The sequence below is a fragment of the Mesorhizobium sp. ISC25 genome (genome assembly GCF_042295465.1).
GTDB lineage: Bacteria > Pseudomonadota > Alphaproteobacteria > Rhizobiales > Rhizobiaceae > Mesorhizobium.
On the sequence record NZ_CP135441.1, the window covers coordinates 5,378,585 to 5,402,003 of the forward strand.

Sequence of the window (23,419 nt, forward strand, 5' to 3'; positions counted from 1 at the left end):
ATCGGGATTCCGGCGATGTCGGACCATATGGCTCGCCACGCCAGTTGCCGAGCCGTTCGTCAGCCTCGCGGCAGGGTTCCGCGGGTCGACAGCGGTCAGCCTTCGCCAGTTGTCTTTTCCACCACGGGCTGCGGAACCGGTTCGATTTCGGCTGCCGCCTCGACCGCCTGCGCTTCGGCCGGCTTGCGCCGGTTGCGGATGAACGCGGCGATCCGGTCGCGGATTTCACCGGCGCTGAGGAATACCGGAACGCGCGCCACCGGCGCGGTCGGCTCGAAGGACAGGCCAAGGCCGGTGATCCTGCCCTTATCGTCGACGTCGCGGACGATCAGCTCGATCGGACCGAGCAGCACGCGGTCGGCGTATTCGGCGTGGCCGCCGAGCCGCGTAGTGACTAGGTCGCCAATGCTGAGCTTGCGTTCCGCTTCGGTCAGGCCCGGCGCGTAGGCGGTCTCCAGTTCCTCGGCTGAGCGTGACGGATCGACGGCGAAGGCGCCGAAGAAGTCCGCATCCTCGGGATCGACCACGGCACGGCTGGCGAACAGCTTGTCGAGCAGGCGCGGATAGCGGTCCGGCACGAAGATGTAGACATGGTCGCCGGCCGCCAGCCGGCCCATATCCTGGAAGCGCATCGAGCGTCCGTCGCGCAACACAAGCGATGGCCGCGCCCAGCGCGGAATGCGTTCGCCACGCGCCACCGGGCTGCCAGGTGCCACGCGATAGGCGAGAAGCTCATGATGGGCTGAGCCCGGTAGTTCCAATTCGACCTTGTCGAGCGGTCCCAGGCGGGCCGGCACGATAAGGCCGAGGCGGCGCGCCAGCGGCCCGACGGTCCATCCCTGGATGATCAGCGAAACCAGCACGATGATGAAGGCAGTGTTGAAGATGAGGCGGCCGTTCTCAAGACCGCCGAGCAGCGGCGTGATGGCAAGCAGGATCGACACGGCGCCACGCAGGCCAACCCATGAGACGAAGGCGACTTCAGGGCGTGGCAGACGAAATGGCACCAGGCACAGCCAGACGGCGATTGGCCGAGCCACAAATATCAGGAACAGGCCGAGCAGTACTGCCGGCACCAGGATCGCCGGAAATTGCGAAGGCGTCGCGAACAGGCCGAGAATCAGGAACATGATGATCTGCGCCAGCCACGACATGCCGTCCTGGAAGCGCTTGAGGATGGTGACGGCCCGGATATCGGAATTGCCGGCAATCAGGCCTGCGAGATAGACCGCCAGGAAGCCGGAGCCGCCGACGGCGCCTGCGGCGGCAAACACCATCAGCGACAGCGTCAGCACGAAGATCGGCAGCAGGCCGTGATCGAGATTGAGGCGATCGACAAGGCGCACGATGGCCATGCCGCCGAGAATGCCGATGACTGCGCCGAGCCCCATGTTGACAAGGAAGCCGACGGCAAGATCGGTAACCAGCACCTTGGCCTCGGGGTGGGTGTTGGCGGCGATGACCTCGACCAGCGTGATGGTCAGGAAGATGGCGATCGGGTCATTGGTGCCGGATTCCACCTCGAGCGTCGACCGCACGCGCTCGCGCAAATTGATCTCGCCGGCGCGCAGCAGGAAGAACACCGCCGCGGCGTCGGTCGAGGCGACGGCGGCACCGAGCAGGAAGGATTCCAGCCAGGTCAGGTCGAGCAGATAATAGGCGGCGGCGCCGAACAGGCCGGTGGTCAAAAGGACACCGAAGGTGGCCAGCGACAGCGCCGGCCCAGCCGCCTGCCGCAAGGCGTTGAGCGGCGTGCCGAAGCCGGAATCGAAAAGGATGACCGCCAGCGCCAATGAGCCGGCAAAATAAGCAAATCGGGCATTGTCGAAATGGATGCCGAGACCGTCGGTTCCGGTGGCGAGGCCGATGCAGAGAAACAGCAGCAGGAGAGGGGCGCCGAAACGGAAGGCGATCAGGCTCGAAAACGCAGCGGCAACGACAAGAGCTGCGCCAACGAGCGTCACCAGATAGATACCATGCTCCATTCGTTGGTCGCCCCTAGTCGATATGCTCCGGCATCACGGGAGAGTGGGGCGAAGACATGGCCGCTGCAAGGCAGCGGCGTGGCTTTTTGCCCCACGCTGCCGATCGTCGAAAGTTTTGGCATCCCCGAGCAGCGGAGCGTGCCTCGGCGATTGGTGCTGCAACGAAAAACGCCCGGACTGAGCCGGGCGTCTTCCAGGTCGAGAAGATGGTTCTGCGATCAGGCGATGGTCTTGCCGAAGGCGACGGCGGTGTCGCCCATGCGGTTGGAAAAGCCCCACTCATTGTCGTACCACGACAGCACCGAAACGAAGTTGCCGTCCATGACCTTGGTCTGGTCGAGCGCTACGATCGAGGAATGCGGATCGTGGTTGAAGTCGATCGAAACATTGGGGTGACGGGTAACGGCGAGGATGCCCTTCAGCTTGCCGTTCGAGGCGGCGATCACCGCGTCGTTGATCTCCTGGACGGTGGTCGGCCGCTTGGCGATGAACTTGAAGTCGACGAGCGAGACGTTCGGGGTCGGCACGCGGATGGAGATGCCGTCGAGCTTGCCCTTGAGCTCGGGCAGTACCAGGCCGATGGCCTTGGCGGCACCGGTCGAGGTCGGAATTTGCGACAGCGCGGCGGCGCGGGCGCGGTAGAGGTCCTTGTGCATGGTGTCCAGCGTCGGCTGGTCGCCGGTGTAGGAATGGATCGTCGTCATCATGCCCTTCTCGATGCCGACGGCCTCATTCAGCACGGCCGCCAGCGGCGCCAGGCAGTTGGTGGTGCAGGAGGCGTTCGAGATGACGATGTGGTCTTTGGTCAGCTTGTCGTGGTTGATGCCATAGACGACGGTGAGATCGGCGCCCTCTGCCGGAGCGGAGACGAGAACGCGCTTGGCACCGGCGGTCAGATGGGCGACGGCCTTGTCGCGAGCGGTGAAGATGCCGGTGCATTCGAGCGCGATGTCGATGCCGAGCTCCTTCCACGGCAGTTGCGTCGGATCCTTGATCGCGGTGACCTTGAATTTTTCCTTGCCGACGATGATCTGGTCGCCGTCAACCGTCACCTCATGGGGAAAGCGGCCATGCACGCTGTCGAAGCGCAGCAGATGCGCGTTGGTCTCGACCGGGCCGAGATCGTTGACCGCGACGACGTCGATATCCCTGCGGCCTGATTCATGGATGGCGCGCAGGATGTTGCGGCCGATGCGGCCGAATCCGTTGATGGCAACTCTGACGGTCATTGTTCTCTCCCTGGGAGTTGGAGGCCGAAGATCAAGTCCGCAGCTTCATAACGGCGGACGGGCAAAGAATCCAGCCGCCGAGGCGTGGATTTAAATCGATTAGTGCTCCACCGCCCGGCAAAACCGCTATGCCAGCCTTCGCCGGGCGGGGCTCACTTTCATTTGCCGTGCAGACGGGCTTCCGCCGCCTTCACCGTTGCTTCGGCGGTGATGCCGAAATGCGGGTAGAGCTGTTCGATGGTGCCGGAGGCGCCGAAGCCGGTCATGCCGACAAAGATGCCGTCGGTTCCGATGAAGTGATCCCAGCCCTGACGGATGCCAGCTTCGATGGCAATCTTGAGCGGCGCATTGCCGATCGTCCTGCTGCGATAGTCGGCGCTCTGCTTGTCGAACAATTCGAAGCACGGCACCGAGACGACGCGGGTCGCGTGGCCGTGCTTTTCCAAGGCCTCGCGGGCGGCCAGCGCGATCTCCACCTCGGAGCCCGAAGCGAAGATCGTCACAGCCGCCTCGCCACTGGCGGCGGCAAGTTCATAGGCGCCGCGGCTGGAGAGGTTTTCCGCAACGAAGTCGTTGCGTACCGTCGGCAGGTTCTGCCGGGTCAATGCCAATGTCGAAGGCGTCTTTTCCGATTCAATGGCCAACTGCCAGCATTCCGCGGTTTCCACCGCGTCGGCCGGGCGGAACACATTGTGGTTCGGAATGGCGCGAAGTGCTGCCAGATGCTCGACCGGCTGATGGGTCGGGCCGTCTTCGCCAAGACCGATGGAATCATGGGTCATGACGAAGATCGAGCGGATGCCCATCAGCGAGGCAAGCCGCATCGCCGGACGGGCATAATCGGAAAAGCACATGAAAGTGCCGCCATAGGCGATAATGCCGCCATGCAGCGTCAGCCCGTTGAGCGCTGCCGCCATGCCGTGCTCGCGAACGCCGTAGTGGACGTAGCGCTGGCCGTAATCGTCGGCAGTGATGTTCTTGGTCTGGCTGGTCTTGGTGTTGTTGGAGCCGGTCAAATCGGCCGAGCCGCCAATGGTTTCGGGTACGGCGCCGTTGATGACCTCCAGCGCCATTTCCGATGACTTACGAGTGGCGACCTTCGGCTTGTCGGCGGCGAGCTTCTTCTTGTAATCGCCAATGACGGCGTCGAAGTTGGCCGGCAGCGTGCCACTGATGCGGCGTTCGAACTCTGCGCGCAATTTGGCGTCGGCCTTGGCAAGGCGGCTTTCCCAGTCGGTGCGCGCCTTGACGCCGGTCCGGCCGGCGGTACGCCATGCGTCGAGGATGTCGGCCGGGACCTCGAAGGGCGGCGAATCCCAGCCGAAGAATTTTCTGGCGCCGGCGATTTCCTCGGCGCCGAGCGGCGAGCCATGCGCCTTGTTGGTGCCGGCCTTGGTCGGTGCGCCGAAGCCGATCGTCGTCTTGCAGGCAATCATCGTCGGCTTGTCGGAGTGGCGGGCCGCCTCGATGGCATAGGCGATCGCTTCCGGGTCCTGGCCGTCGATATGGCTGGCGTTCCAACCGGACGCCTGGAAGCGGGCGACCTGGTCGGTGTTGTCGGCGAGCGACACCGGGCCATCGATCGAGATGTTGTTGTTGTCCCAGAAGACGATCAGCTTGTTCAGCTTTAGATGTCCGGCAAGCGCGATGGCTTCCTGGGATACGCCTTCCATTAGGCAGCCGTCACCGGCCAGTACATAGGTGTAGTGGTCGACGAGATCGTTGCCGAAAGCGGCATTCATGATGCGCTCGCCGAGCGCGAAGCCGACCGAATTGGCAAGGCCCTGGCCGAGTGGGCCTGTCGTCGTCTCAATGCCGGCGGCATGGCCGTATTCCGGATGGCCCGCCGTCCTCGACCCCAATTGGCGGAACTGCTTGATCTGGTCGATGGTGATGTCTTCGTAGCCGGTCAGATAGAGCAGTGAGTAGAGCAGCATCGAGCCGTGACCTGCCGAAAGAATAAAGCGGTCGCGGTCCGGCCAATGCGGGTTCTTCGGATCGTATTTGAGAAAGCGAGTGAACAGCACCGTGGCGATGTCGGCGCAGCCCATGGGCAGTCCGGGGTGGCCGGAATTTGCCTTCTCGACGGCGTCCATGGCGAGAAAACGGATCGCATTGGCCATCCGGTCATGTTGTTCGCGCGAGGTCATGCTTCCTCCAAAATGGGGGTTTGGGCCTTGGGAAAGCCCTTGAAAAGGGTGCGCGACACATAGCAGGCGCGGCCTTTTAGTCAACAAATCGGTGTGCTTTTGCCGGTCTTGTGATGGCCATGCGCGACTTACATTAGCGTTAGCAGGGGACAGTCGCGACAGCTTTATTGACGGGCGGTTCACACGACGCGTAATGTTTCAAGGATAACGCGTTCTGAACGTGGATGATTCGGTGATGGGCAGGGCGCAGGACGAAAGCCATGACCGGGGAAACAACCCTCAAGGAAGTCATTGCCAGGCTGGGTAAGGCCATCGAAGGGCTGGAAAACGCCGTCGCGGCCAAGCTCGAGCATGAGCGGGACTATTCGGAAGCCGAGGCGGAAGTGCAGCGGATGAACGCCGACCGCTCGCGGCTGGCGCAGGAGCTTGACAATTCCGAGGCTCGTGCCGAACGGCTGGAAGATGCCAACAAGGAAGTGTCGCGAAGGCTGGTGACAGCCATGGAAACCATCCGCGCGGTACTGGACAGGTAGGCCAATGGCACAAGTCACGGTTTCGATCGACGGCAAGCAGTATCGGATGGCCTGCGACGAGGGCCAGGAAGAGCATCTGATCGATCTTGCAGAGCGCTTCGATCGCTATGTCTCGCATCTGAAGGATTCTTTTGGCGAGATCGGCGACCAGCGGCTGACCGTGATGGCCGGCATCATGGTCATGGACGAGCTTTCAGAACTGCAAAAGCGGGTCAAGGGCATGGAAAGCGAAGTGCTGACGCTGCGCAAGACGCGCGACGACGCACTGACCAAGGCCGACAAGAACGATTCCGTGCTGACCGGGGCGCTTGGCGCGCTGGCCCAGCGCATGGAAGACCTGGCGACGACGCTGGCAGTGAGCAAAGCGTAGGGCGTCGCCTCATCGACGCGACCCCATTTGACGGCGGAATGGGCAGCATCTGAGCCGAACAGTCGTCGGAAATGCCTGCGCGTTTAACCAAACCCTCCGGTGCTTTTTCGCCAGCGCGGAAATCGCTGCTGTATTTCCCACCTAAGTGAAAAAGAATTTTTTGAGGCCGGCCACTATCCTAACGTCAACAGCCACTTGAAGGATGACGCGGCAGTGTTAGAAAGGCAAGCAACGCCGCTGGGGCGTTCAATGCCAGCGGCAAGCCAAACAGGTAGGGACACGCCATGAGCCTTCGTATCAACGACATCGCACCGGATTTCACCGCTGAGACCACGCAAGGACCGATCAGCTTCCATGAATGGATCGGCGACGGCTGGGCGGTATTGTTCAGCCATCCGAAGAACTTTACGCCGGTTTGCACGACCGAACTCGGCACGATGGCCGGGCTCGAAGGCGAGTTCAGGAAGCGCAACGTCAAGATCATCGGCATCTCGGTCGATCCCGTCGAAAGCCATGAGAAGTGGCAGAACGACATCAAGACCGCGACCGGCCATTCGGTGAACTATCCGCTGATCGGCGACAAGGATCTCAAGGTCGCCAAGCTTTACGAGATGCTGCCGGCGGGTGCCGGCGAGAGCTCGGAAGGCCGCACGCCTGCGGACAATGCCACGGTGCGTTCGGTCTACGTCATCGGGCCCGACAAGAAGATCAAGCTGGTTCTCACCTACCCGATGACGACGGGCCGCAACTTCGACGAAATCCTGCGCGCCATCGATTCCATGCAGCTGACCGCCAAGCACCAGGTGGCGACGCCGGCGAACTGGAAGCAGGGCGAGGACGTCATCATCACCGCTGCCGTCTCGAATGAGGATGCCATCAAGCGCTTCGGTGCCTACGAGACGATCCTGCCATATCTCAGGAAAACCAAGCAGCCTTCTGCCTGAGCAGGCGGAGGCGGCATAGAGAATTTTTGGTTTTCCTGGCCGTGTGAGCATGGGGTGCTTGACGATGCCTGGTTGACGGACAACCATGCCTTTAATTTGCCGTGGCGGAGAAAATCCTTCCTGCCGTGGTGAGGGGCGAAGGAGGCTGGGATTGGACGCATTATCGGCCAGGTCGCAGGTCACCGGCTTCTATGACAAGCCGAGCGGGTCCGTCCAGTATGTGGTCGCCGACATGGCGACCCGCAAATGCGCCATCATCGATCCGGTGCTCGACTTCGACGAAAGGTCCGGTGCAACGGCAACGAAAAACGCCGACGCCCTGCTCGACTTCGTCAGGGAAAGCGGGCTGGAGATCGAGTGGATCCTCGACACGCATCCGCATGCCGATCATTTCTCCGCCGCCCATTATCTGAGGGGGAGAACCGGAGCGCCGACGGCAATCGGTGAAAAGGTCATCGACGTCCAGAAATTGTGGAAGGTGATCTACAACTGGCCGGAATTCCCCGCCGACGGTTCGCAATGGGACAGGCTGTTCGCCGACGGCGCGACTTTTTCGGTCGGCGGCCTTCCGGCAAGAGTGCTGTTTTCGCCGGGCCATACGCTGGCCTCGATCACTTACGTCATCGGCGACGCCGCCTTCATCCACGACACGCTGTTCATGCCGGACAGCGGCACCGCAAGGACAGACTTTCCCGGCGGCAGCGCCGAGCGGCTCTGGCACTCGATCCAGGATATTCTGGCACTGCCGGACGAGACACGTCTGTTCGTCGGTCACGACTACCAGCCGGGTGACCGCGAAGCGCGCTGGGAAAGCACGGTCGCGGAGCAGAAAGCCGGCAACATCCATGTTGCCGGCTGCAAGACGGAAGCCGACTTCGTCGCGCTCCGCCAAGCCCGCGACAGGACGTTGCCGATGCCGCGGCTGATCCTGCACGCGCTGCAGGTCAACATGAATGGCGGACGCCTGCCGGAACCGGAATCCAACGGGCGGCGCTATCTGAAATTTCCGCTCGATTGCCTGTGAGGAGATGGGTCGCTGGCACTACAATGCCATTCAAACTCGGCGCCGCCCTGATCGTTCCGAGATGGTCATCCAAGTTATTGATCCTGATTCGATTTTTGCGATGTGTGCCTCCGATAGGTAACTTACGAGGATAAGGTGCGGCAGCCGAATGAGGAGCGGCGCGGATGCCAGCCAGTCCTGCGTCAGGGTTTTGTTCGGCCGGCCAAATGTTCATACGTGATTTGCCAAGGATCGCTCTCGGAAGATCTCTCCTCGCCGATCCAATGGAAGCTGTTGGCAGCGATCTCAGTGAAACGCCATCGAGTTTTCAGACCGCGCGAGTCATTGCCGAGCTGGACAATGTCCTTACCCTCGGCCCGGCCGATCTGGCGCGAGTGATCACGGTTGAGCGGGTCGTTCCATATGATGTGCCAGCCATCGATCCCAGGATCGAAGATGCGCAAGGTCGTGCCATACATCGTCGACGGCGCAGGGCGCTTGGGCCTGATCCAAACGTCCTGAATCGCGCGGCCTTCGAGCACCCAGCCAAAATGGCATTCGCCATCCCATTTCTGGATTGTGCCGTCGTCGACGTAGTGGACCGAGTCCATTTCCCAACTTCCAATTAGCCAGCCATACAGGGCCATGTCTTTCGCTCGATCGGCTGGCGGACCTTCGGATCCGAGAGCGGCCAGAAACGGAGAAATCGTCATCGTCATACTGCCTTTCGTTTCCAATAGACGAACTCAACTGCCCGGCGCAGCCCCGGCGGATTGTTGTCGCGCCCGCCTGCCGCAAGCGCCGGGTTGTGAAATGCCCGGTCGGCGCCGCAACATTGCCGCCAGCTTGCAACGTTACGGTTTTCAGGGCTTGGGGAAAATTGCGACAATGCCGCTATCGATGAGATCGTCTGCGGACGCCATGGCAAGGCTACGAGCAGTTATGGCGGCGGATCGGACATCCGCGAAGGCGCCGCGGAACCGGCAACCCGCTAATGCATGTCGCGCAAAAGTGTGCAGCGGTTTTGCGATAACGACGTGCATGAAAAACGACATGCATAAAGACAAGAATTTAAAGCGCGTCGCACAAGGCCGGTCGAACGCGACGCGCCTTAGAAAAAACGGCGGCGCCAGTTACCTGACGCCGCCGTTATTTGTTTCTCTTGGAAGGCCTTACGCAGCCGGCTGCGCCTCGATGGTGCGCAGCGCCTGCGTCTGGCGCTTGGCCGCGGCCTTGACCGCGTCCTGCACCTTCTCGAAGGCGCGCACCTCGATCTGGCGCACGCGCTCGCGGCTGATATCGAACTCGGCCGACAGCTCTTCCAGCGTCAACGGCTCATCGGCGAGGCGGCGCGCCTCGAAGATGCGGCGTTCGCGGTCGTTGAGCACGGCAAGAGCGCCCGACAGCATGCCGCGCCGGTTTTCCAGCTCGTCCTGCTCGATCAGCATCTCTTCCTGGCTTTCGTGGTCGTCGACCAGCCAATCCTGCCATTCGCCGGATTCGCCTTCGCTGGCCCGGATGGGCGCATTGAGCGAGGCGTCGCCCGACAGACGGCGGTTCATCGACACGACTTCCGCTTCCGAGACGTTCAGCCGGGTGGCGATCTCGGTGATCTGATCGGGCTTCAAATCGCCTTCGTCGAGCGCCTGGATCTTGCCCTTCACCTTGCGCAGGTTGAAGAACAGGCGCTTCTGGTTGGCGGTGGTGCCCATCTTGACCAGGCTCCACGAGCGCAGGATATATTCCTGGATCGAGGCCTTGATCCACCACATCGCATAGGTGGCGAGACGGAAGCCGCGCTCCGGTTCGAATTTCTTGACGGCCTGCATCAGGCCGACATTGCCTTCCGAGATCACCTCGCCGATCGGCAGGCCGTAGCCGCGATAGCCCATGGCGATCTTGGCGACGAGCCGAAGGTGGCTGGTGACGAGCTTGTGCGCAGCCGTGGTGTCCTCATGCTCGGCGTAGCGCTTGGCGAGCATGTACTCTTCCTGCGGCTGAAGCATCGGAAAGCGGCGGATTTCTTCCAGGTAGCGGCTGAGACCGCCTTCGCCGGAAACGATACTGGGTAATGACTGGGCCATGATAGCGCCCCCTCTCTATTGGAGTGATGCCCCCGAAACGCGGCGGGCATGTGGCGCGAATGCCAAAGGCACATTCGCGCCAACCGACATATATAGGAACAAAACCAGAAAGACAGGCATTTGTTCAACACGAAACAGTGTGTCACGTTGAAGTGAACAACGCCGGTCAGGTTTTCAGGTGGTTGGTTCAGAGCTTGCGGAAGCCGTCGACGAGTTCCTCCATGTCCCACGGTATCGGTGCATCGAACCTCATCGCTAAATGGGTATCCGGATGCCGAAATGCAAGGAGGCGGGCGTGCAAAGCTTGTCGCGGAAACGCCTTTACCTTGCTCCTTAGCGGCTCGGGCAACCGATTGGCCTTGGTGCGGAAAGCCTGGCCGTATTCGGGATCGCCAATCACCGGATGGCCGATATGGGCCATGTGCACGCGTATCTGGTGGGTGCGACCGGTTTCCAGCCGGCATTCGACCAGGCTCGCCGTGGCGAATTCCTGCTGCTGCTCGCCAAAGCGCTCGACGACGGTGAAATGCGTGACGGCGTGGCGGGCATCGTCGCGGCCTTGCGGCACCACGGCGCGGCGTACCCGGTCGGCGGCGCGGCCGAGCGGCGCGTCTACCGTCCCGGTCGGCCTTGCCGGTATGCCCCAGACCAACGCCAGATAGGCCCGCTCGAGATCGCCGGTCAGGCCGTGGTCGGCAAAGGCCTCCGACAACGCCTTGTGGGCGCGATCGGTCTTGGCGACGACCATGACGCCACTGGTCTCCTTGTCGAGGCGGTGGACGATGCCCGGCCGTCTCACCCCGCCGATGCCCGACAGGCTGTCACCGCAATGATGGATCAGCGCGTTGACCAGCGTGCCGGTCCAGTTGCCCGCGCCGGGATGCACAACCAGCCCGGCCGGCTTGTTGATGACGATCAGCTCGCTGTCCTCGTAGAGGACATCCAGCGCAATATCTTCGCCTTGCGGCTCCGCCGGTTCCGGCTCCGGCATATCGACCGACACGCTGTCACCTTGTACCATCTTGCGCTTCGTCTCTTCTATCTGCCTGCCGCCGATCCTGACGGCGCCCTGCTTTATCAGCATCTGCACGCGGCTGCGCGACATGTCGGGACCGAGCCTGGCCGCCAGCCATTGGTCGAGCCGCTGGCCGGCGGCATCAGCGCCCGCCTCCAGCACGATCGGTCCGGCCCCTATTAATTGTCTGACCTCTTCGTTATGAGCGCTCATCGAAAACAGTTCCGGAATCTGCTGCCATGGCCCGGCCGCTTGCCGACGAAGACGAGGAAAAGCCGCTCGACCCCGAGGTCGAAAAGGTGCGGAGGAAGCTCGTCCGCTTCGTCGCCATCAATCTCGGCCTGCTGTTCCTCGCCCTTATGGTGGTGATTGCGGCGCTTGTCTACAAAGCGCGCAACGCGCCGCCTGCCGCCTCTCCGCTGAGCAGCGACATCCACGTGCCAGCAGGCGAGCCGGTCAACGGCGACATCGTGCTGCCGGTCGGCGCCAGGGTGATCAGCCAGTCGCTCTCCGGCAATCGCCTGTCGATCGACGCCGAGCTGCCCGACGGCAGCCGCGCCATCTTCGTCTATGACATCACCGAGCGCCGCATCGTCGGCCGTTTTTCGATCAGGAACAAATGACCGGTTTTGCCGAACACCGCAGCATTGCCACGGTCGCGCTTGTCGTCGCAAATTATGACGAGGCGATCTCGTGGTATGTCGACCAGCTGGGTTTTGTCCTCACCGAAGATGTCGATCTCGGCGGCGGCAAACGCTGGGTCACGATCACGCCGGGCAAAGGGCAGGGCGCGCGGCTGCTTCTGGCCGAGGCATCCGACGATGCGCAAAGGGATGCTGTTGGGAATCAGACCGGGGGGCGGGTCTTTTTGTTCCTCGAAACCGGCGATTTTGCCCACGACCATGCGCTGATGCTCGAAAAGGGCGTCGAGTTCCGCGAGGCGCCCCGCCACGAGACCTATGGCACTGTCGCGGTTTTCGCCGATCTCCATGGAAATCTATGGGATCTGATCGAGCCAAAACGCTAGGCTTGCAGCGGATATTTCACCGGCGCGACAGGCAGCCTTAAGCCTAGTTGCTTTTTCCCGGCCGTCAGCCTATATCGCCGGTTCTTGAACGCGCCCATCGTCTAGCGGTCAGGACACCGCCCTCTCACGGCGGGAACAGGGGTTCGATTCCCCTTGGGCGTACCAAGTCTCTCCAAGCTCTCGGCAAACCATCAATCCGATCCATCGCCTTGGGTCGCGGCGATACCAAGATATGCTGCGAACGACACATCCACGGCGCGCTCAACCATTCGATCTATTCCGGCAAGCCGAAAAGTGTTTGCGCGCCTGCTATTCCTCCGAGCGGATGACTGCCCATGGCGATCATCGGCTCGGTAGTTTCTGCCTCGAACACTGTCGACGCGAGCACCGTCCGTCCCAACGGCTTGCACAGCCCTTCGATGCGGCTGACAAGATTTACAGCCTTGCCGATCGCGGTGAAGTCCAACCTGCCGGCAGTGCCGATATTCCCCCAGAGTATCTCGCCGACATGCAGGCCAATGCCATATCCGAGCTCAGGGCCGCCATTGCGGCGCCGAGTTTGGTTGAGATGATCTATCCCGGCGCGCGTGGCCTTCACGGCGCGTACCGCAGCGTCACATGCGGCATTTGCATCGCGCTCGCCAATCGGGAAAATCGCGAGGACGCCATCACCTATAAACTTGAGAACCTCACCACCAAATGCGTGCACCGCGCCGGCGACGCAATCAAACCAGGCATCAAGTACCAATACGATCTCGTCTGCATCATGAACCTCGGATAGATCGGTGAAACCTCGAAGGTCCGCGCACAGAAGCGCAGCCCGTATCGTCTCTCCCTTTACTCGACGAGAATGACCGTTGAGCACATGTGCTGCACTGCGCTTTCCCAAATATGCTTCGAGCAATGCGCGTTTCGCGGACCGTTCTGCGAGTGCGGTCATCGGAGCCGCAGCAAACCGGGAGATTTGCCGCAGCAGCTCTGACTGCGCCTCATCCGGAGTATGATCGAACGCCCACACCAAAGTCGGTGCGACACCGCCCGCTCGCTCGTCGAACACGATCGCCCGCGTCGTGCCAAGCCACTCCCGCAGCACGAGCCGGGGATCGGCATTCTGGCGGTCGGCGCCTATCCCCAAAGCCTCGACCACTTCACCCCCAGGCGCTCGCCAGAGCCAGATGCGGCGTGAAATGATCGGGTCGGGAGCATCCTGCGCCAGCGCGCCGGCGATGATCGGCAAGCCGTCTTCCATCAAATGCGTTGAGAGCTGCAATAGAAGTCGCCCACCGTCGCCAATATGCGCGGCGTCGTCCAGAAGGAATGAAAGCGAGTTTACGAGAAGCATCGGTAGAAGGTCACTCGGCACCGGCTTATGCTTACGCCTCGAACATCTTCTTGCAACTAACCACATTCGCTTCAATCATGCACGGCATTCGATGCGGATGTGACCTGGAGTGAGCGATGGCGGAATCGGTTTACACAGAGATTGAGGTCGCCGCGCCACAAGCGACCGTGTTCGCGCTTTTGACGGATCCGGACCAAATCGTGCGATGGATCGGGACCGAAGCGAATTTGGATGCAACGCCGGGCGGTCTGTTCCTCGTCAATGTCGGTGGTCGCCATATGGCGCGCGGTGAGTTCACCGAGGTGATCCCGGTCCACCGTCTTGCCTACAGCTTTGGCTGGGAAGACAACGAGACCGTGCCGCCCGGCTCCAGCCATGTCGAGATCGACCTGATCGCGAGGGATGCGGGGACACTGATCCGCTTCACGCACAGCGGACTGCCGAACGCAAAGGAGCGTGACAGCCACCGAAGGGGATGGGAGCACTACCTCTCAAGGCTGAAGATCACTGCCGATGGGGGACATGTCGATCCCGACGTGCCGATGAAGAATATGTGATTTTCATCTAAGGGCCGCGGATGCCCGGAATCCGAACCAGGCGCGGCATGCGTCAACGAGGCCCCTTTGACCTGCCGTCGCCAAACCGGCCGCTCGGGAAACCCAGCGACCTGCGGGCTGCCGCACCATTACAGCTGCCGGCGACGGATCGTTTCGGCGAGCTCGGCGAAGGCGTCCGCGATCCCGGTGCCGCTCTTGGCGCCTGCGTGGAGTTCTTGAAACTCAGCGCTTCTGGCGCAACGCCTCGGATTGAATTAGCATCCGTTCATCAAAGCTCCGGCCGCACTCCTGCAGGATGCGGAATGCGGAGCGCAGGCGAGCGAGGCCGGGCGCGGTCACATGCCGGGCGCTGATCCAAGCGCGACTGGGCATCCGAACTTCCGTTCGGCGGCAAGACGGCGTGGCCGGGAGGAGTCAGATGCAAAAACTGCAATCGCAAGGCGTCCATCACATCACGCTGGTCGGCGCCGGGCGCCAGACTTCAATCGATTTCTGGGAAGGCGTGCTCGGCATGCCCTTCATCTTCGAGCAGCCCAATCTCGACAAAGCCAGCGAAAGCCATCTCTATTTCGATCCGGGCGACGGCCGGCTGATCACCGTCTTCACTGACGAGAGCCGCACGCCGGTCAAACGGCGCACGCCAACCGATACTGGCTGCGTCCATCACATCGCTTTCGCGGTGTCGCGCGTCACCTTTTTGCAGGCGGTCGCCCGGCTCGACGAGCGCGCCATCAAGCACAGCGGCGTCAAGGATCGCGGCTTCATGGACTCGATCTATTTCGAGGATCCGCTCGGCCTGCTGATTGAGCTCGCCTCCTACCGTTTCGAGCCGCCGGCGGGCTTCACCCATGCCGACGTGCTGATGCAGGCGCACAAGATCCGCCTCGCGCGCGGCGACTACAACATCGCCGAAGTGCACCTTGCCGATGCGATCCAAGCGCTTGTCGAGCGCTCGCGCGCAACCTTGTCGGAGGATCGCGCACCGAAAAATCCATACTGACGACACGCCAAACAAAGGGAGGACATAATGGCAAAGACAGCAACGAAGAGTGCGAAAAAGCCCGCCGCCAAGGCAGCCAAGCCAGGAGCGAAGCCGGCGGCCAAGGCTGCCGTCAAGTCAGCGGCGAAAGTGGCAAAGCCGGCGGCAAAGATCTCCGCCAAAAAGGCCGCGAAGGCCAAGGCGAAACCGGCGAAAAAGCCGGCGCTGATGCTCAGCATGCTGAAGCCGAGCGTCAACAATATGAGCGTTCGGGTGTTTGCACGCGCCGCCGGGCTCGACCATTCCGAGACCGACGTATGGGGCCATACGCGCTCGCCCGAATATATGGCGCGAAACCCGGCCCATTTGACGCCGATGATCGAGGACAAGGGCCTGCCGAGAGGTGTCTTGTGGGAAAGCTGCGCCATCATGCAGTACCTCGCCAACAAGCACGGGCTGGAGAAACTATATCCCAAGGCGCCGGCCAAGCGGGCAATGATCGACAGTGCCATGTTCTACCTGATCGGGACGCTCTACCCCTACGTGGCGCGCGCCACTTATCCTGCACTGAATTTCCCGCAATATGCCGGCGAGGTCGGCCACAGCGACGCCCACCCCGACAAGAAGTCGGAAGCCCAGAAGGCCGCTATAGAAGCGATAGCCGAGCCGCTGGAGGTGTTTCACAGCTTCTTCAGGAACGGCAAGCCGTTCATCGGCGGCAAGAACCCGTCGATCGCCGACATCCGCCTGGCGGCGACGCTCGAATTCCTCGCCGTCATCGACTATGCGCTGCCCGAATGGGCAAAAGACTATATGGCGGCGATCGAGAAAAAGCTCGGCAAGGCCTATGCCGAGCCGGCCGGCGATGTGCGCGGCTATATCGCCTATGTGCGGTCGCAGGCCAATGCCTGAGGCACGTGCAGGCCGGCGATCGTCCGCACGTTCTGCAGGAGCCGGTAATGATCTGGGATAATTCTTTTTTACTCTCCCCTGTTTGCACGATGTGGGGAGCTTAAGGTTTCGTTAACCGAAACCCTTTCTACTGGTATTTACCTCCAGCCCGCGACCACGGATGTACTGGCGCGGATGGAAAGCAAAGGTCGGCTGCTCGCCGGCCTTTTGCTTGTTGCAGCCCGCCGAAGTTGCGGCTGTCGGCGCTTCACGACGCCTGCATGGCTGACGAAGCGCGTTGCCGCCATCTTGTCATCGCCGATGTCGGCCCTACCATCGAAGTTAGCCCCGTCCTCGAGGGCGGTTCAAGAACAGAGGCCCTGTCATGAAATGCATTGCCGGAATGATGGCGGTTGCAGGCGCCATGCTGGCGGGTGCAGCCGGTCAATCGAATGCAGCGACGCTCAACACCATGCCCGAGGTCGGGGCTGCCATCCAGGCGTGCTGGACCCCGCCGTCGAATGCCGGGAATTCCACCGTCACCCTGAGCTTCAGCTTCAGGCGCAATGGCACGCTGATCGGCAGGCCCAAGCCGACCGCCATCCGCGTGGCCGGCGACGAGAAGGCACGGCAGGCTTTTGTCGATGCAGCGATTGCGGCCGTGGACCACTGCCTGCCGTTGAGCCTTTCACCGGCGCTGGCTGAGGGCATCCCGGGCAAGGTGTTCACTCTGCAATTCAACTCGCCCAAACAAAAACAGCCTGCAACGCGAGTGCAGGCTTCGCCTTGATCTTTTCCGACAACCGGATTCCACTTTCGGGATCTAGCGCATGTCGCATAAAAAGTGTGCAGCGGTTTTGCGACAACGACATGCATAAAACAAGAACCTAAGCGCGTCGCATGAGGCCCGATCGACCGCGATGCGCTTTAGTGGCGGCTTCGTCTGGCCTCGACATGTCGCGCCAGTTCCGGCATCTCGAAGACATAGTCGCTCCAGGCCGATTCCGGTATCTGGCCGGCGAGATAGCACTCCAGCAAAAGCCTCTGCTCGTGGTCGAGTGGCCTCGGTGCGCGTTCATGGTCCAACCCAAGTGAATGGAACAGATTCCTGGTCAGGTCCGCGACGGTGAAGTGGATCGACATTTGCGGTCTCCTCCTTTGGCCGTTCAACGCCGAACTTGGGGCTAAGGTTTCAGCAACGGCCGGCCGGTAACGCCGGATTGATCGCGCTGCGGAACCAGCCGCGCGCATCAAACTTCGCCGTGGCGGGCGTCCGCCGGCGTTGCTGCCGGTTCGTCTCAATCTTGAAATAAAAATGTAATATTGAATTTACGTCAGTGGATATAATACACTAGAACTAAAGTCTCTGCCGGCGGTGTGGTCCACTTTAATTAGATAAAACTGATTTAGACAGTACTTATCCATAGTCGACAAAGAAATCCTGTTCTCGGTGCAACAAGGATAATGGTCGTTCAATGACACGCTTCTGGCTCCTCACGATTCTGATGCTAGTGTCGGCAATAGCCGTTGCGCTCGGCACATCCTTCTCCTACGCGGATAGCTGCGGCGCCATCAGGAGCCAATTGCTTTCGGCGGGGCGCAACGGCGGGACCAGCCCCGAGCTTGCCCAACTGCGCCGGCAACTCGCCGCGATTCAAAGGCTGGAGAGACAACGCCGATGCACGGCGAAAACGGCCGGCTTCTTCTTCAATCCCTGCGCCGACCTGGTCGCCAGCAAGGCGGAGGTGCAACGGCAGATCGCCAGACTATCGAATTCGGGCAGGGACACGTCCGGATTGAAGGCCAGGTTTGTCGCGCTGGGCTGCGCCGCCCCCGCTGCCAAGAAACAGCCGGCGCAGCAACGCACGGCACCCAAGGCCCAGTCCGCAGGCACAACAATTGGCGGCAATCGGATGCTGTTTTGCGTTCGCTTGTCGGACGGATATTTCTTCCCCGCGCCAAAATCGCAGTTCGCCAAGAGCGACGATCTGAAGGAAACGGTCGATCAGTGTCGCTACATCTGCGACGATGCCGGCGTCGACCTCTATACGCTGAGCGACGCCACTCGCGAGACCGAGGAGATGGTCGCGCTCGAGTCGGGAAAACCCTATGTGGAGCTACCTGCCGCGTTCCGGTACCGCGACGACGCGAACTTCAAGGCCTGCGACGTCAAGCGCTATTACCGGCGCGTCGCCGAGCTCAGGGCACGAACCGTGACACCGGCCAACATGACCAACGCCATCATACCGTTGCCGACGGCAAAGCCGGATTTTGGCATCGTCGCGGAAATTCCTGAATCCGGGATCGAAACCGCCGGTGACGCTCCGGCAGAGGCAAAAACGCAGGCTGCCGAAGTGCAGGGGGCTGCCCAGCATCAGTCGATCGAAAGAGCGATCGGCGCGCGGCCGGTGAGAGTGGTCGGGCCGGCCTTCTTCCCGGCGGACTGACCAAGGCGGGCGATGTTCCGAGACGGCTGGCCGGATAGCCGCTTCAAGGCCTGGACCCGTGCGCATCGACCGACGTCGGCGGGTTATTCGCAGACCATGCGGGCCCGTTTGCCGGGCTCGCTGACGTTCCTGCAAGTTAGCGGCTTCGTCGGCTCCGGCGACAGCATGGGCGGGTTGTTGGCGACCCTCCTCCGCGGCGCTGCAACCGAAGCTGCGCTCCTGCGCACCGCCGGCCTTTTCGGCGTTTGCGGCGCCACTGGAAAGACGTCGGTCTCCAACTGCGACTGTTCGGCTTGCGCCTGCGGCGAAGGCCGGTCCCAGAAACGGCGAACATCGAGCGGCTTGGGAATGATCACGGTGCCGTCATAGCTGCGCGCGCAGCCACTTCCCAGAGGCAGCGCCAGGCACAGGAAGACAGGCAGAATCCGTCGAGACATCAGCAATACCCCTGCAAGCTTATAACGCCGCTTCGGCCTAACCGACAACCGGCGGAATAGGGCGAAGGGAGTAGATACCGTGAAGTAGAAGTCGTCGCACTTCCAGTCGAACGCCTTGCTCGAAAATCGAGCGCCGGGTCGGGCGCGGATGGAGGTCCAGCGCGAGTTAGAACCTTGCGATTCGTCAACGCTTCCAGCGTAAGGCCATGGTGCGATCGCACCATACCAAAGCCGCGCTCAGTGGCGACAATGGGATATTCGAAGTTCCGCTCCTCCAGTTACGGGCGGGAGCAGCGACCGCCGGCAAGAAACAGGGTCAGATTTACCCCAACGGACCTGTTTCGGCGATGGCTCGGCCATGACACGTTCTGGCTGCATGCAACGCGCTCCCGTCCGGTTTTTTTCTTTTAAAGCCGGTTGCTGCGATCGCCGAGCAGACGATGCCGGCCGGAATTCACGCAAGCTGCTGATTCCAGCGGCAAACCGCGGCCCATGCCGACAAAGGCCGCGGCCGCTCCTTCTTAACCCGGCTGGACGACGTTACCGGAGCGACATGAAACTGTCATGCGACTGTAATAATCGGGGGCTATTGGCCTCAGCGGGCGCCGGAGGAATGGCGCCGAGAGACCATATTCCGAACAGGAGCAGGCCACATGAGACATTTCATCCGCTCGGCGGCCGTTGCGATTGCAATGGCTGCGGCGACGACCACCCTCACCCTGTCCGCCGCGCTCGCCGCGGACATCTCCGGCGCCGGCGCCACCTTCCCCTACCCGATCTATGCGAAGTGGGCCGACACCTACAAGAAAGACACAGGCGTTGGCCTTAACTACCAGTCGATCGGTTCCGGCGGCGGCATCAAGCAGATCAAGGCCAAGACCGTTACCTTCGGCGCTTCGGATGCGCCGCTGAAAGGCGAAGAGCTTGAAGCGTCCGGACTGGCTCAGTTCCCGATGGTGATGGGCGGCATCGTTCCCGTCGTCAACCTCGAAGGCATCAAGCCGGGCGAGTTGGTTCTCGACGGCCCGACGCTGGCCGACATCTTCCTCGGCAAGATCACGAGCTGGGATGACGAGGCGATCAAGAAGCTCAATCCCGACGTCAAGCTGCCTTCGCAGGCGATCGCGGTCGTTCACCGTTCCGATGGTTCGGGCACGACGTTCAACTTCACCTATTACCTCGGCGACGTTAGCGCGGACTGGAAAGAAAAGGTCGGCGTCGACAAGGCCGTGGAATGGCCCGTCGGCATCGGCGCCAAGGGCAATGAGGGCGTTGCCAACAACGTCTCCCAGACCGGCGGCGCGATCGGCTATGTCGAATACGCCTATGCCAAGCAGAACAAGCTCACCCACACCGACATGATCAACAAGGACGGCAAGAAGGTCGAGCCTGCCGCGGCGGCGTTCTCGGCGGCAGCGGCCAATGCCGACTGGAGCTCGCAGCCGGGCTATGGCGTGATCCTCGCCAACGAGCCGGGCGCCGAGTCGTGGCCGATGACGGCGGCCACGTGGATACTCCTGTACAAGAAGCCGGACGACGCCGCGACCACCGCCGAAGCCCTTAAATTCTTCGCCTGGGCATATGACAAGGGCGACGAGATGGCCGGCGAGCTGGACTACGTTCCGATGCCCGACAAGGTGGTAGAGAGCGTCAAGGCGATGTGGGCCAAGGAAGTCGTCGGCAGCGACGGCAAGCCGCTCTACTCGGCTATGTAATCTCCTGCAGGGAGGGCGTCGACGGCGCCCTCCCTGTTGCCTTCAATCGCGAGGACCCAATGACCATCGCTTCCGATGCCATGCCATCATCTGCAGCAGCCCGGGCCAGGGAAGCTACGGTGCGGCGCTTCGCGCTCACAGATGCCATATTCCGCGGACTCACCCGCGCTTCCGCAATTCTTGTGCTGGTCATCCTCGGCGGTGTCGCGATCTCGCTGTTTGCCGGCTCGTGGCAGGCGCTGTCGTCCTTCGGTTTCTCCTTCCTGACGACTGAGAGCTGGAATCCGGTCACGGAAAAATTTGGCGCACTGGCGCCGATCTACGGCACCCTGGTCACGGCGGCCATCGCCATCCTGATCGCGGTTCCGATCGGCATCGGCATTGCCTTGTTTCTCACCGAGCTCTGCCCGCGCCCGCTCAGGCGCCCGATCGGCATAGCGGTCGAGCTATTGGCCGGCATTCCCTCGATCATCTACGGCATCTGGGGCCTGTTTGTGTTCGCGCCGTTCCTGCAGACGACGATACAGCCCTTCATAATCAACATCTTCCACGGCGTGCCGGGACTATCCAGCCTTTTCGCCGGCCCTCCTTACGGCATCGGCCTTCTGACCTCGGCGCTGATCCTCGCCATCATGGTGCTACCCTTCATCACCTCGATCACTAAGGACGTCTTCGATACGGTGCCGGCGGTGCTGAAGGAATCGGCCTACGGCATCGGTTGCACGACCTGGGAAGTGACCCGGCGCGTGGTCATTCCCTATACCCGCATCGGCATCATGGGCGGCGTCATGCTTGGCCTCGGCCGGGCGCTCGGCGAGACCATGGCGGTGACCTTCGTCATCGGCAACGCGCACCGCATCAGTGCCTCTCTATTCGCGCCGGGCACGACGATCTCGGCGACCATCGCCAATGAATTCACGGAGGCCGACGGCGACCTCTACACCTCCTCGCTGGTTTCGCTCGGCCTGATCCTGTTCGTCATCACCTTCCTGATCCTTGCCGCCGCCCGCTATATGCTGATGCGGATCGACGCCCGTACGGGAGCCTGACCGATGTCGACATCCTCATCGCTCCACAGCCGCCGCAAAGCCAGGAATTCGGTGATGATGGCGCTTTGCGTCGTCGCCGCCGGCATCGGGCTTGCCTGGCTGGCGCTCATCCTCGGCGCGCTGGTCTATAAGGGCACGGCCGGGCTTTCGCTCGCGGTCTTCACCGAGATGACGCCACCACCGGGCGAGGCCGGCGGCCTGCTCAATGCCATCGCGGGCAGCCTGCTGATGACGATCATCGCCGTTGTCGTCGGCACGCCGATCGGCGTGCTGGCGGGAACCTACATGGCCGAGTATGGGCGCTTTTCGCGCATCACCACCGTCGTCCGATTCATCAACGACATCCTGTTGTCGGCGCCGTCGATCATCATCGGCTTGTTCGTCTATGAGCTGATGGTGCGGCCAATGGGACATTTCTCGGCCATTGCCGGCGCCGTGGCGCTTGCCATCCTGGTCATTCCGGTGGTCGTGCGCACCACTGAAGACATGCTCAACCTGGTACCGAACGCGTTGCGTGAAGCCGGTGCCGCGATCGGCGCGCCGCGCTGGGTGGTGATCCGTTCGGTCGCCTACCGCGCCGCATTGTCGGGCATCGTCACCGGCATATTGCTGGCGATAGCACGCATTTCCGGCGAGACGGCGCCGCTGCTCTTCACAGCGCTCAACAACCAGTTCTGGAGCAGCAATATCAACGCGCCGATGGCCAGCCTGCCGGTGACCATCTTCCAGTTCGCTCTCAGCCCTTACGAGGAATGGCAGCAGCTGGCGTGGACCGGCGCACTCATAATCACCCTGACGGTTCTGGGCTTGAGCATCCTCGCCCGCAGCCTTACCGGACGCAGAGAGGACAGATGACACAGATGTTGTCCCCGGACATGACGATGACCGAAACGGTCGCCGAGAAGACGAAGATCGAGGTCAAGAACCTCAACTTCTACTACGGCCAGAGCAAGGCGCTAAAGGACATCAGCCTGTCGCTGCCCGAGCGCAGCGTCACGGCCTTCATTGGGCCTTCGGGCTGCGGGAAATCGACGCTGCTGCGTGTGTTCAACCGCATCTATGAGCTCTACCCGAAACAGACAGCCGAGGGCCACGTGCTGCTCGACGGCCAGAACATTCTCGACCGGTCGCAGGATCTCAACCTCCTGAGGACCAAGATCGGCATGGTGTTCCAGAAGCCGACGCCGTTCCCGATGTCGATCTACGAGAATATCGCCTTCGGCGTCAGGCTCTACGAGAACCTCGGCAAGTCCGAGATGGACGGCCGCGTCGAACAGGCATTGAAGCGCGCCGCGCTGTGGAGCGAGGTCAAGGACAAGCTCAACGCCAGCGGCCTGAGCCTGTCCGGCGGCCAGCAGCAGCGGCTCTGCATCGCCCGCACCGTGGCCGTGAAGCCGGAAGTCATTCTGCTCGACGAACCGGCGTCCGCACTCGACCCGTTGTCGACCGCCAAGATCGAGGAACTGATCGACGAATTGCAAGCCGACTACACGATCGTCATCGTTACGCACAACATGCAGCAGGCGGCACGCGTGTCGCGCCAGACAGCCTTCATGTATCTGGGTGAACTGGTCGAGTTCGACCGGACCGAGAAGATCTTCACGTCGCCCCGCGAGAAGCGCACGCAGGATTACATCACCGGCCGCTTCGGCTGAGCCGTTC

General features: G+C 61.8%; 24 protein-coding genes and 1 tRNA gene. 16 read left to right on the forward strand and 9 right to left on the reverse strand.

Features of this window, described 5'->3' with window-relative positions:
• Positions 1 to 95 precede the first annotated feature (95 nt).
• The 3 genes from RQ479_RS26395 to tkt all read right to left on the reverse strand — a co-directional run bounded on the left by RQ479_RS26395 (position 96) and on the right by tkt (position 5,364).
• Positions 96 to 1,985 carry a potassium/proton antiporter gene (locus tag RQ479_RS26395; protein WP_376702953.1) on the reverse strand — a complete coding sequence of 630 codons (1,890 nt, stop codon included), beginning with the start codon at positions 1,983 to 1,985 and terminating at the stop codon, positions 96 to 98.
• A 218-nt stretch (positions 1,986 to 2,203) separates the two neighbouring features.
• Positions 2,204 to 3,214 carry a type I glyceraldehyde-3-phosphate dehydrogenase gene (gap, locus tag RQ479_RS26400; RefSeq protein ID WP_376702954.1) on the reverse strand — a complete coding sequence of 337 codons (1,011 nt, stop codon included), beginning with the start codon at positions 3,212 to 3,214 and terminating at the stop codon, positions 2,204 to 2,206.
• A gap of 158 nt (positions 3,215 to 3,372) precedes the next feature.
• Positions 3,373 to 5,364, reverse strand: a complete 1,992-nt coding sequence (gene tkt / locus RQ479_RS26405) for a transketolase (RefSeq protein WP_376702955.1) — start codon at positions 5,362 to 5,364, stop codon at positions 3,373 to 3,375.
• 260 nt (positions 5,365 to 5,624) lie between these two features.
• On the opposite strand from tkt, the gene RQ479_RS26410 reads away from it, so the two are divergent.
• From RQ479_RS26410 to RQ479_RS26425, 4 genes are all read left to right on the forward strand, one after another.
• A complete protein-coding gene (locus tag RQ479_RS26410) occupies positions 5,625 to 5,897 on the forward strand; it encodes a DUF4164 domain-containing protein (RefSeq protein WP_006200774.1) in 273 nt (90 codons plus the stop codon).
• A gap of 4 nt (positions 5,898 to 5,901) precedes the next feature.
• Positions 5,902 to 6,267: a cell division protein ZapA gene (locus RQ479_RS26415; protein WP_292655609.1), complete on the forward strand. Its 366-nt coding sequence runs from the start codon at positions 5,902 to 5,904 to the stop codon at positions 6,265 to 6,267.
• Between the two features lie 284 nt (positions 6,268 to 6,551).
• The gene (locus RQ479_RS26420) at positions 6,552 to 7,211 is read left to right on the forward strand and encodes a peroxiredoxin (RefSeq protein ID WP_352465775.1); all 660 of its coding nucleotides are present in this window, start codon (positions 6,552 to 6,554) and stop codon (positions 7,209 to 7,211) included.
• A 151-nt stretch (positions 7,212 to 7,362) separates the two neighbouring features.
• Positions 7,363 to 8,235 (forward strand): MBL fold metallo-hydrolase, encoded by an 873-nt coding sequence (locus RQ479_RS26425; protein WP_376702956.1) that lies wholly within the window; start codon positions 7,363 to 7,365, stop codon positions 8,233 to 8,235.
• Positions 8,236 to 8,417: 182 nt separating this feature from the next.
• Here the strand turns inward: RQ479_RS26425 and RQ479_RS26430 are convergent, their stop codons facing one another.
• The 3 genes from RQ479_RS26430 to RQ479_RS26440 form a co-directional block, all read right to left on the reverse strand.
• Positions 8,418 to 8,933: a hypothetical protein gene (locus RQ479_RS26430; RefSeq protein WP_376702957.1), complete on the reverse strand. Its 516-nt coding sequence runs from the start codon at positions 8,931 to 8,933 to the stop codon at positions 8,418 to 8,420.
• Positions 8,934 to 9,386: 453 nt separating this feature from the next.
• Complete coding sequence (rpoH, locus tag RQ479_RS26435) at positions 9,387 to 10,298, reverse strand: RNA polymerase sigma factor RpoH (protein WP_023678514.1); 912 nt, start codon at positions 10,296 to 10,298, stop codon at positions 9,387 to 9,389.
• 187 nt (positions 10,299 to 10,485) lie between these two features.
• The gene (locus RQ479_RS26440; RefSeq protein ID WP_376702958.1) at positions 10,486 to 11,526 is read right to left on the reverse strand and encodes an RluA family pseudouridine synthase; all 1,041 of its coding nucleotides are present in this window, start codon (positions 11,524 to 11,526) and stop codon (positions 10,486 to 10,488) included.
• 26 nt (positions 11,527 to 11,552) lie between these two features.
• On the opposite strand from RQ479_RS26440, the gene RQ479_RS26445 reads away from it, so the two are divergent.
• The 3 genes from RQ479_RS26445 (at position 11,553) to RQ479_RS26455 (ending at position 12,505) form a co-directional block, all read left to right on the forward strand.
• The gene (locus tag RQ479_RS26445; protein ID WP_376702959.1) at positions 11,553 to 11,936 is read left to right on the forward strand and encodes a fimbrial protein; all 384 of its coding nucleotides are present in this window, start codon (positions 11,553 to 11,555) and stop codon (positions 11,934 to 11,936) included.
• On the forward strand, positions 11,933 to 12,340 hold the full coding sequence (locus tag RQ479_RS26450; RefSeq protein ID WP_376702960.1) for a VOC family protein: 408 nt from the start codon (positions 11,933 to 11,935) through the stop codon (positions 12,338 to 12,340). Before RQ479_RS26445 ends, RQ479_RS26450 begins: the two co-directional genes overlap by 4 nt.
• A gap of 90 nt (positions 12,341 to 12,430) precedes the next feature.
• Positions 12,431 to 12,505: transfer RNA gene (locus RQ479_RS26455), tRNA-Glu, on the forward strand.
• Between the two features lie 109 nt (positions 12,506 to 12,614).
• Here RQ479_RS26455 and RQ479_RS26460 read toward each other — a convergent pair.
• Entirely contained in the window at positions 12,615 to 13,682 is a 1,068-nt protein-coding gene (locus RQ479_RS26460; RefSeq protein ID WP_376702961.1) for an adenylate/guanylate cyclase domain-containing protein, read from the reverse strand.
• 116 nt (positions 13,683 to 13,798) lie between these two features.
• Between RQ479_RS26460 and RQ479_RS26465 the strand changes: the two genes are divergently transcribed.
• From RQ479_RS26465 to RQ479_RS26480, 4 genes are all read left to right on the forward strand, one after another.
• On the forward strand, positions 13,799 to 14,239 hold the full coding sequence (locus RQ479_RS26465; protein WP_008873905.1) for an SRPBCC domain-containing protein: 441 nt from the start codon (positions 13,799 to 13,801) through the stop codon (positions 14,237 to 14,239).
• A 418-nt stretch (positions 14,240 to 14,657) separates the two neighbouring features.
• Complete coding sequence (locus RQ479_RS26470; protein WP_292655582.1) at positions 14,658 to 15,239, forward strand: VOC family protein; 582 nt, start codon at positions 14,658 to 14,660, stop codon at positions 15,237 to 15,239.
• Between the two features lie 27 nt (positions 15,240 to 15,266).
• A complete protein-coding gene (locus tag RQ479_RS26475; protein ID WP_376702962.1) occupies positions 15,267 to 16,130 on the forward strand; it encodes a glutathione S-transferase family protein in 864 nt (287 codons plus the stop codon).
• A 364-nt stretch (positions 16,131 to 16,494) separates the two neighbouring features.
• Positions 16,495 to 16,899 (forward strand): hypothetical protein, encoded by a 405-nt coding sequence (locus RQ479_RS26480; protein ID WP_292655578.1) that lies wholly within the window; start codon positions 16,495 to 16,497, stop codon positions 16,897 to 16,899.
• 137 nt (positions 16,900 to 17,036) lie between these two features.
• Here RQ479_RS26480 and RQ479_RS26485 read toward each other — a convergent pair whose 3' ends face one another.
• Positions 17,037 to 17,252, reverse strand: coding sequence for a hypothetical protein (locus tag RQ479_RS26485; protein WP_352468942.1), 216 nt, complete (start codon positions 17,250 to 17,252; stop codon positions 17,037 to 17,039).
• Positions 17,253 to 17,584: 332 nt separating this feature from the next.
• Between RQ479_RS26485 and RQ479_RS26490 the strand changes: the two genes are divergently transcribed.
• The gene (locus RQ479_RS26490; protein ID WP_376702963.1) at positions 17,585 to 18,556 is read left to right on the forward strand and encodes a DUF2865 domain-containing protein; all 972 of its coding nucleotides are present in this window, start codon (positions 17,585 to 17,587) and stop codon (positions 18,554 to 18,556) included.
• Between the two features lie 83 nt (positions 18,557 to 18,639).
• Here the strand turns inward: RQ479_RS26490 and RQ479_RS26495 are convergent, their stop codons facing one another.
• Positions 18,640 to 18,993 (reverse strand): hypothetical protein, encoded by a 354-nt coding sequence (locus RQ479_RS26495; protein WP_376702964.1) that lies wholly within the window; start codon positions 18,991 to 18,993, stop codon positions 18,640 to 18,642.
• Positions 18,994 to 19,646: 653 nt separating this feature from the next.
• On the opposite strand from RQ479_RS26495, the gene pstS reads away from it, so the two are divergent.
• Genes pstS through pstB form a run of 4 tightly spaced genes read left to right on the forward strand, consistent with a single transcriptional unit; the run spans position 19,647 to position 23,412 of the window.
• Positions 19,647 to 20,708: a phosphate ABC transporter substrate-binding protein PstS gene (gene pstS / locus RQ479_RS26500; RefSeq protein WP_352517601.1), complete on the forward strand. Its 1,062-nt coding sequence runs from the start codon at positions 19,647 to 19,649 to the stop codon at positions 20,706 to 20,708.
• A 59-nt stretch (positions 20,709 to 20,767) separates the two neighbouring features.
• Positions 20,768 to 21,757: a phosphate ABC transporter permease subunit PstC gene (gene pstC, locus RQ479_RS26505; protein WP_376702965.1), complete on the forward strand. Its 990-nt coding sequence runs from the start codon at positions 20,768 to 20,770 to the stop codon at positions 21,755 to 21,757.
• 3 nt (positions 21,758 to 21,760) lie between these two features.
• The gene (gene pstA, locus RQ479_RS26510; RefSeq protein WP_023678532.1) at positions 21,761 to 22,612 is read left to right on the forward strand and encodes a phosphate ABC transporter permease PstA; all 852 of its coding nucleotides are present in this window, start codon (positions 21,761 to 21,763) and stop codon (positions 22,610 to 22,612) included.
• On the forward strand, positions 22,609 to 23,412 hold the full coding sequence (gene pstB, locus RQ479_RS26515; RefSeq protein WP_376702966.1) for a phosphate ABC transporter ATP-binding protein PstB: 804 nt from the start codon (positions 22,609 to 22,611) through the stop codon (positions 23,410 to 23,412). Before pstA ends, pstB begins: the two co-directional genes overlap by 4 nt.
• Positions 23,413 to 23,419 lie beyond the last annotated feature (7 nt).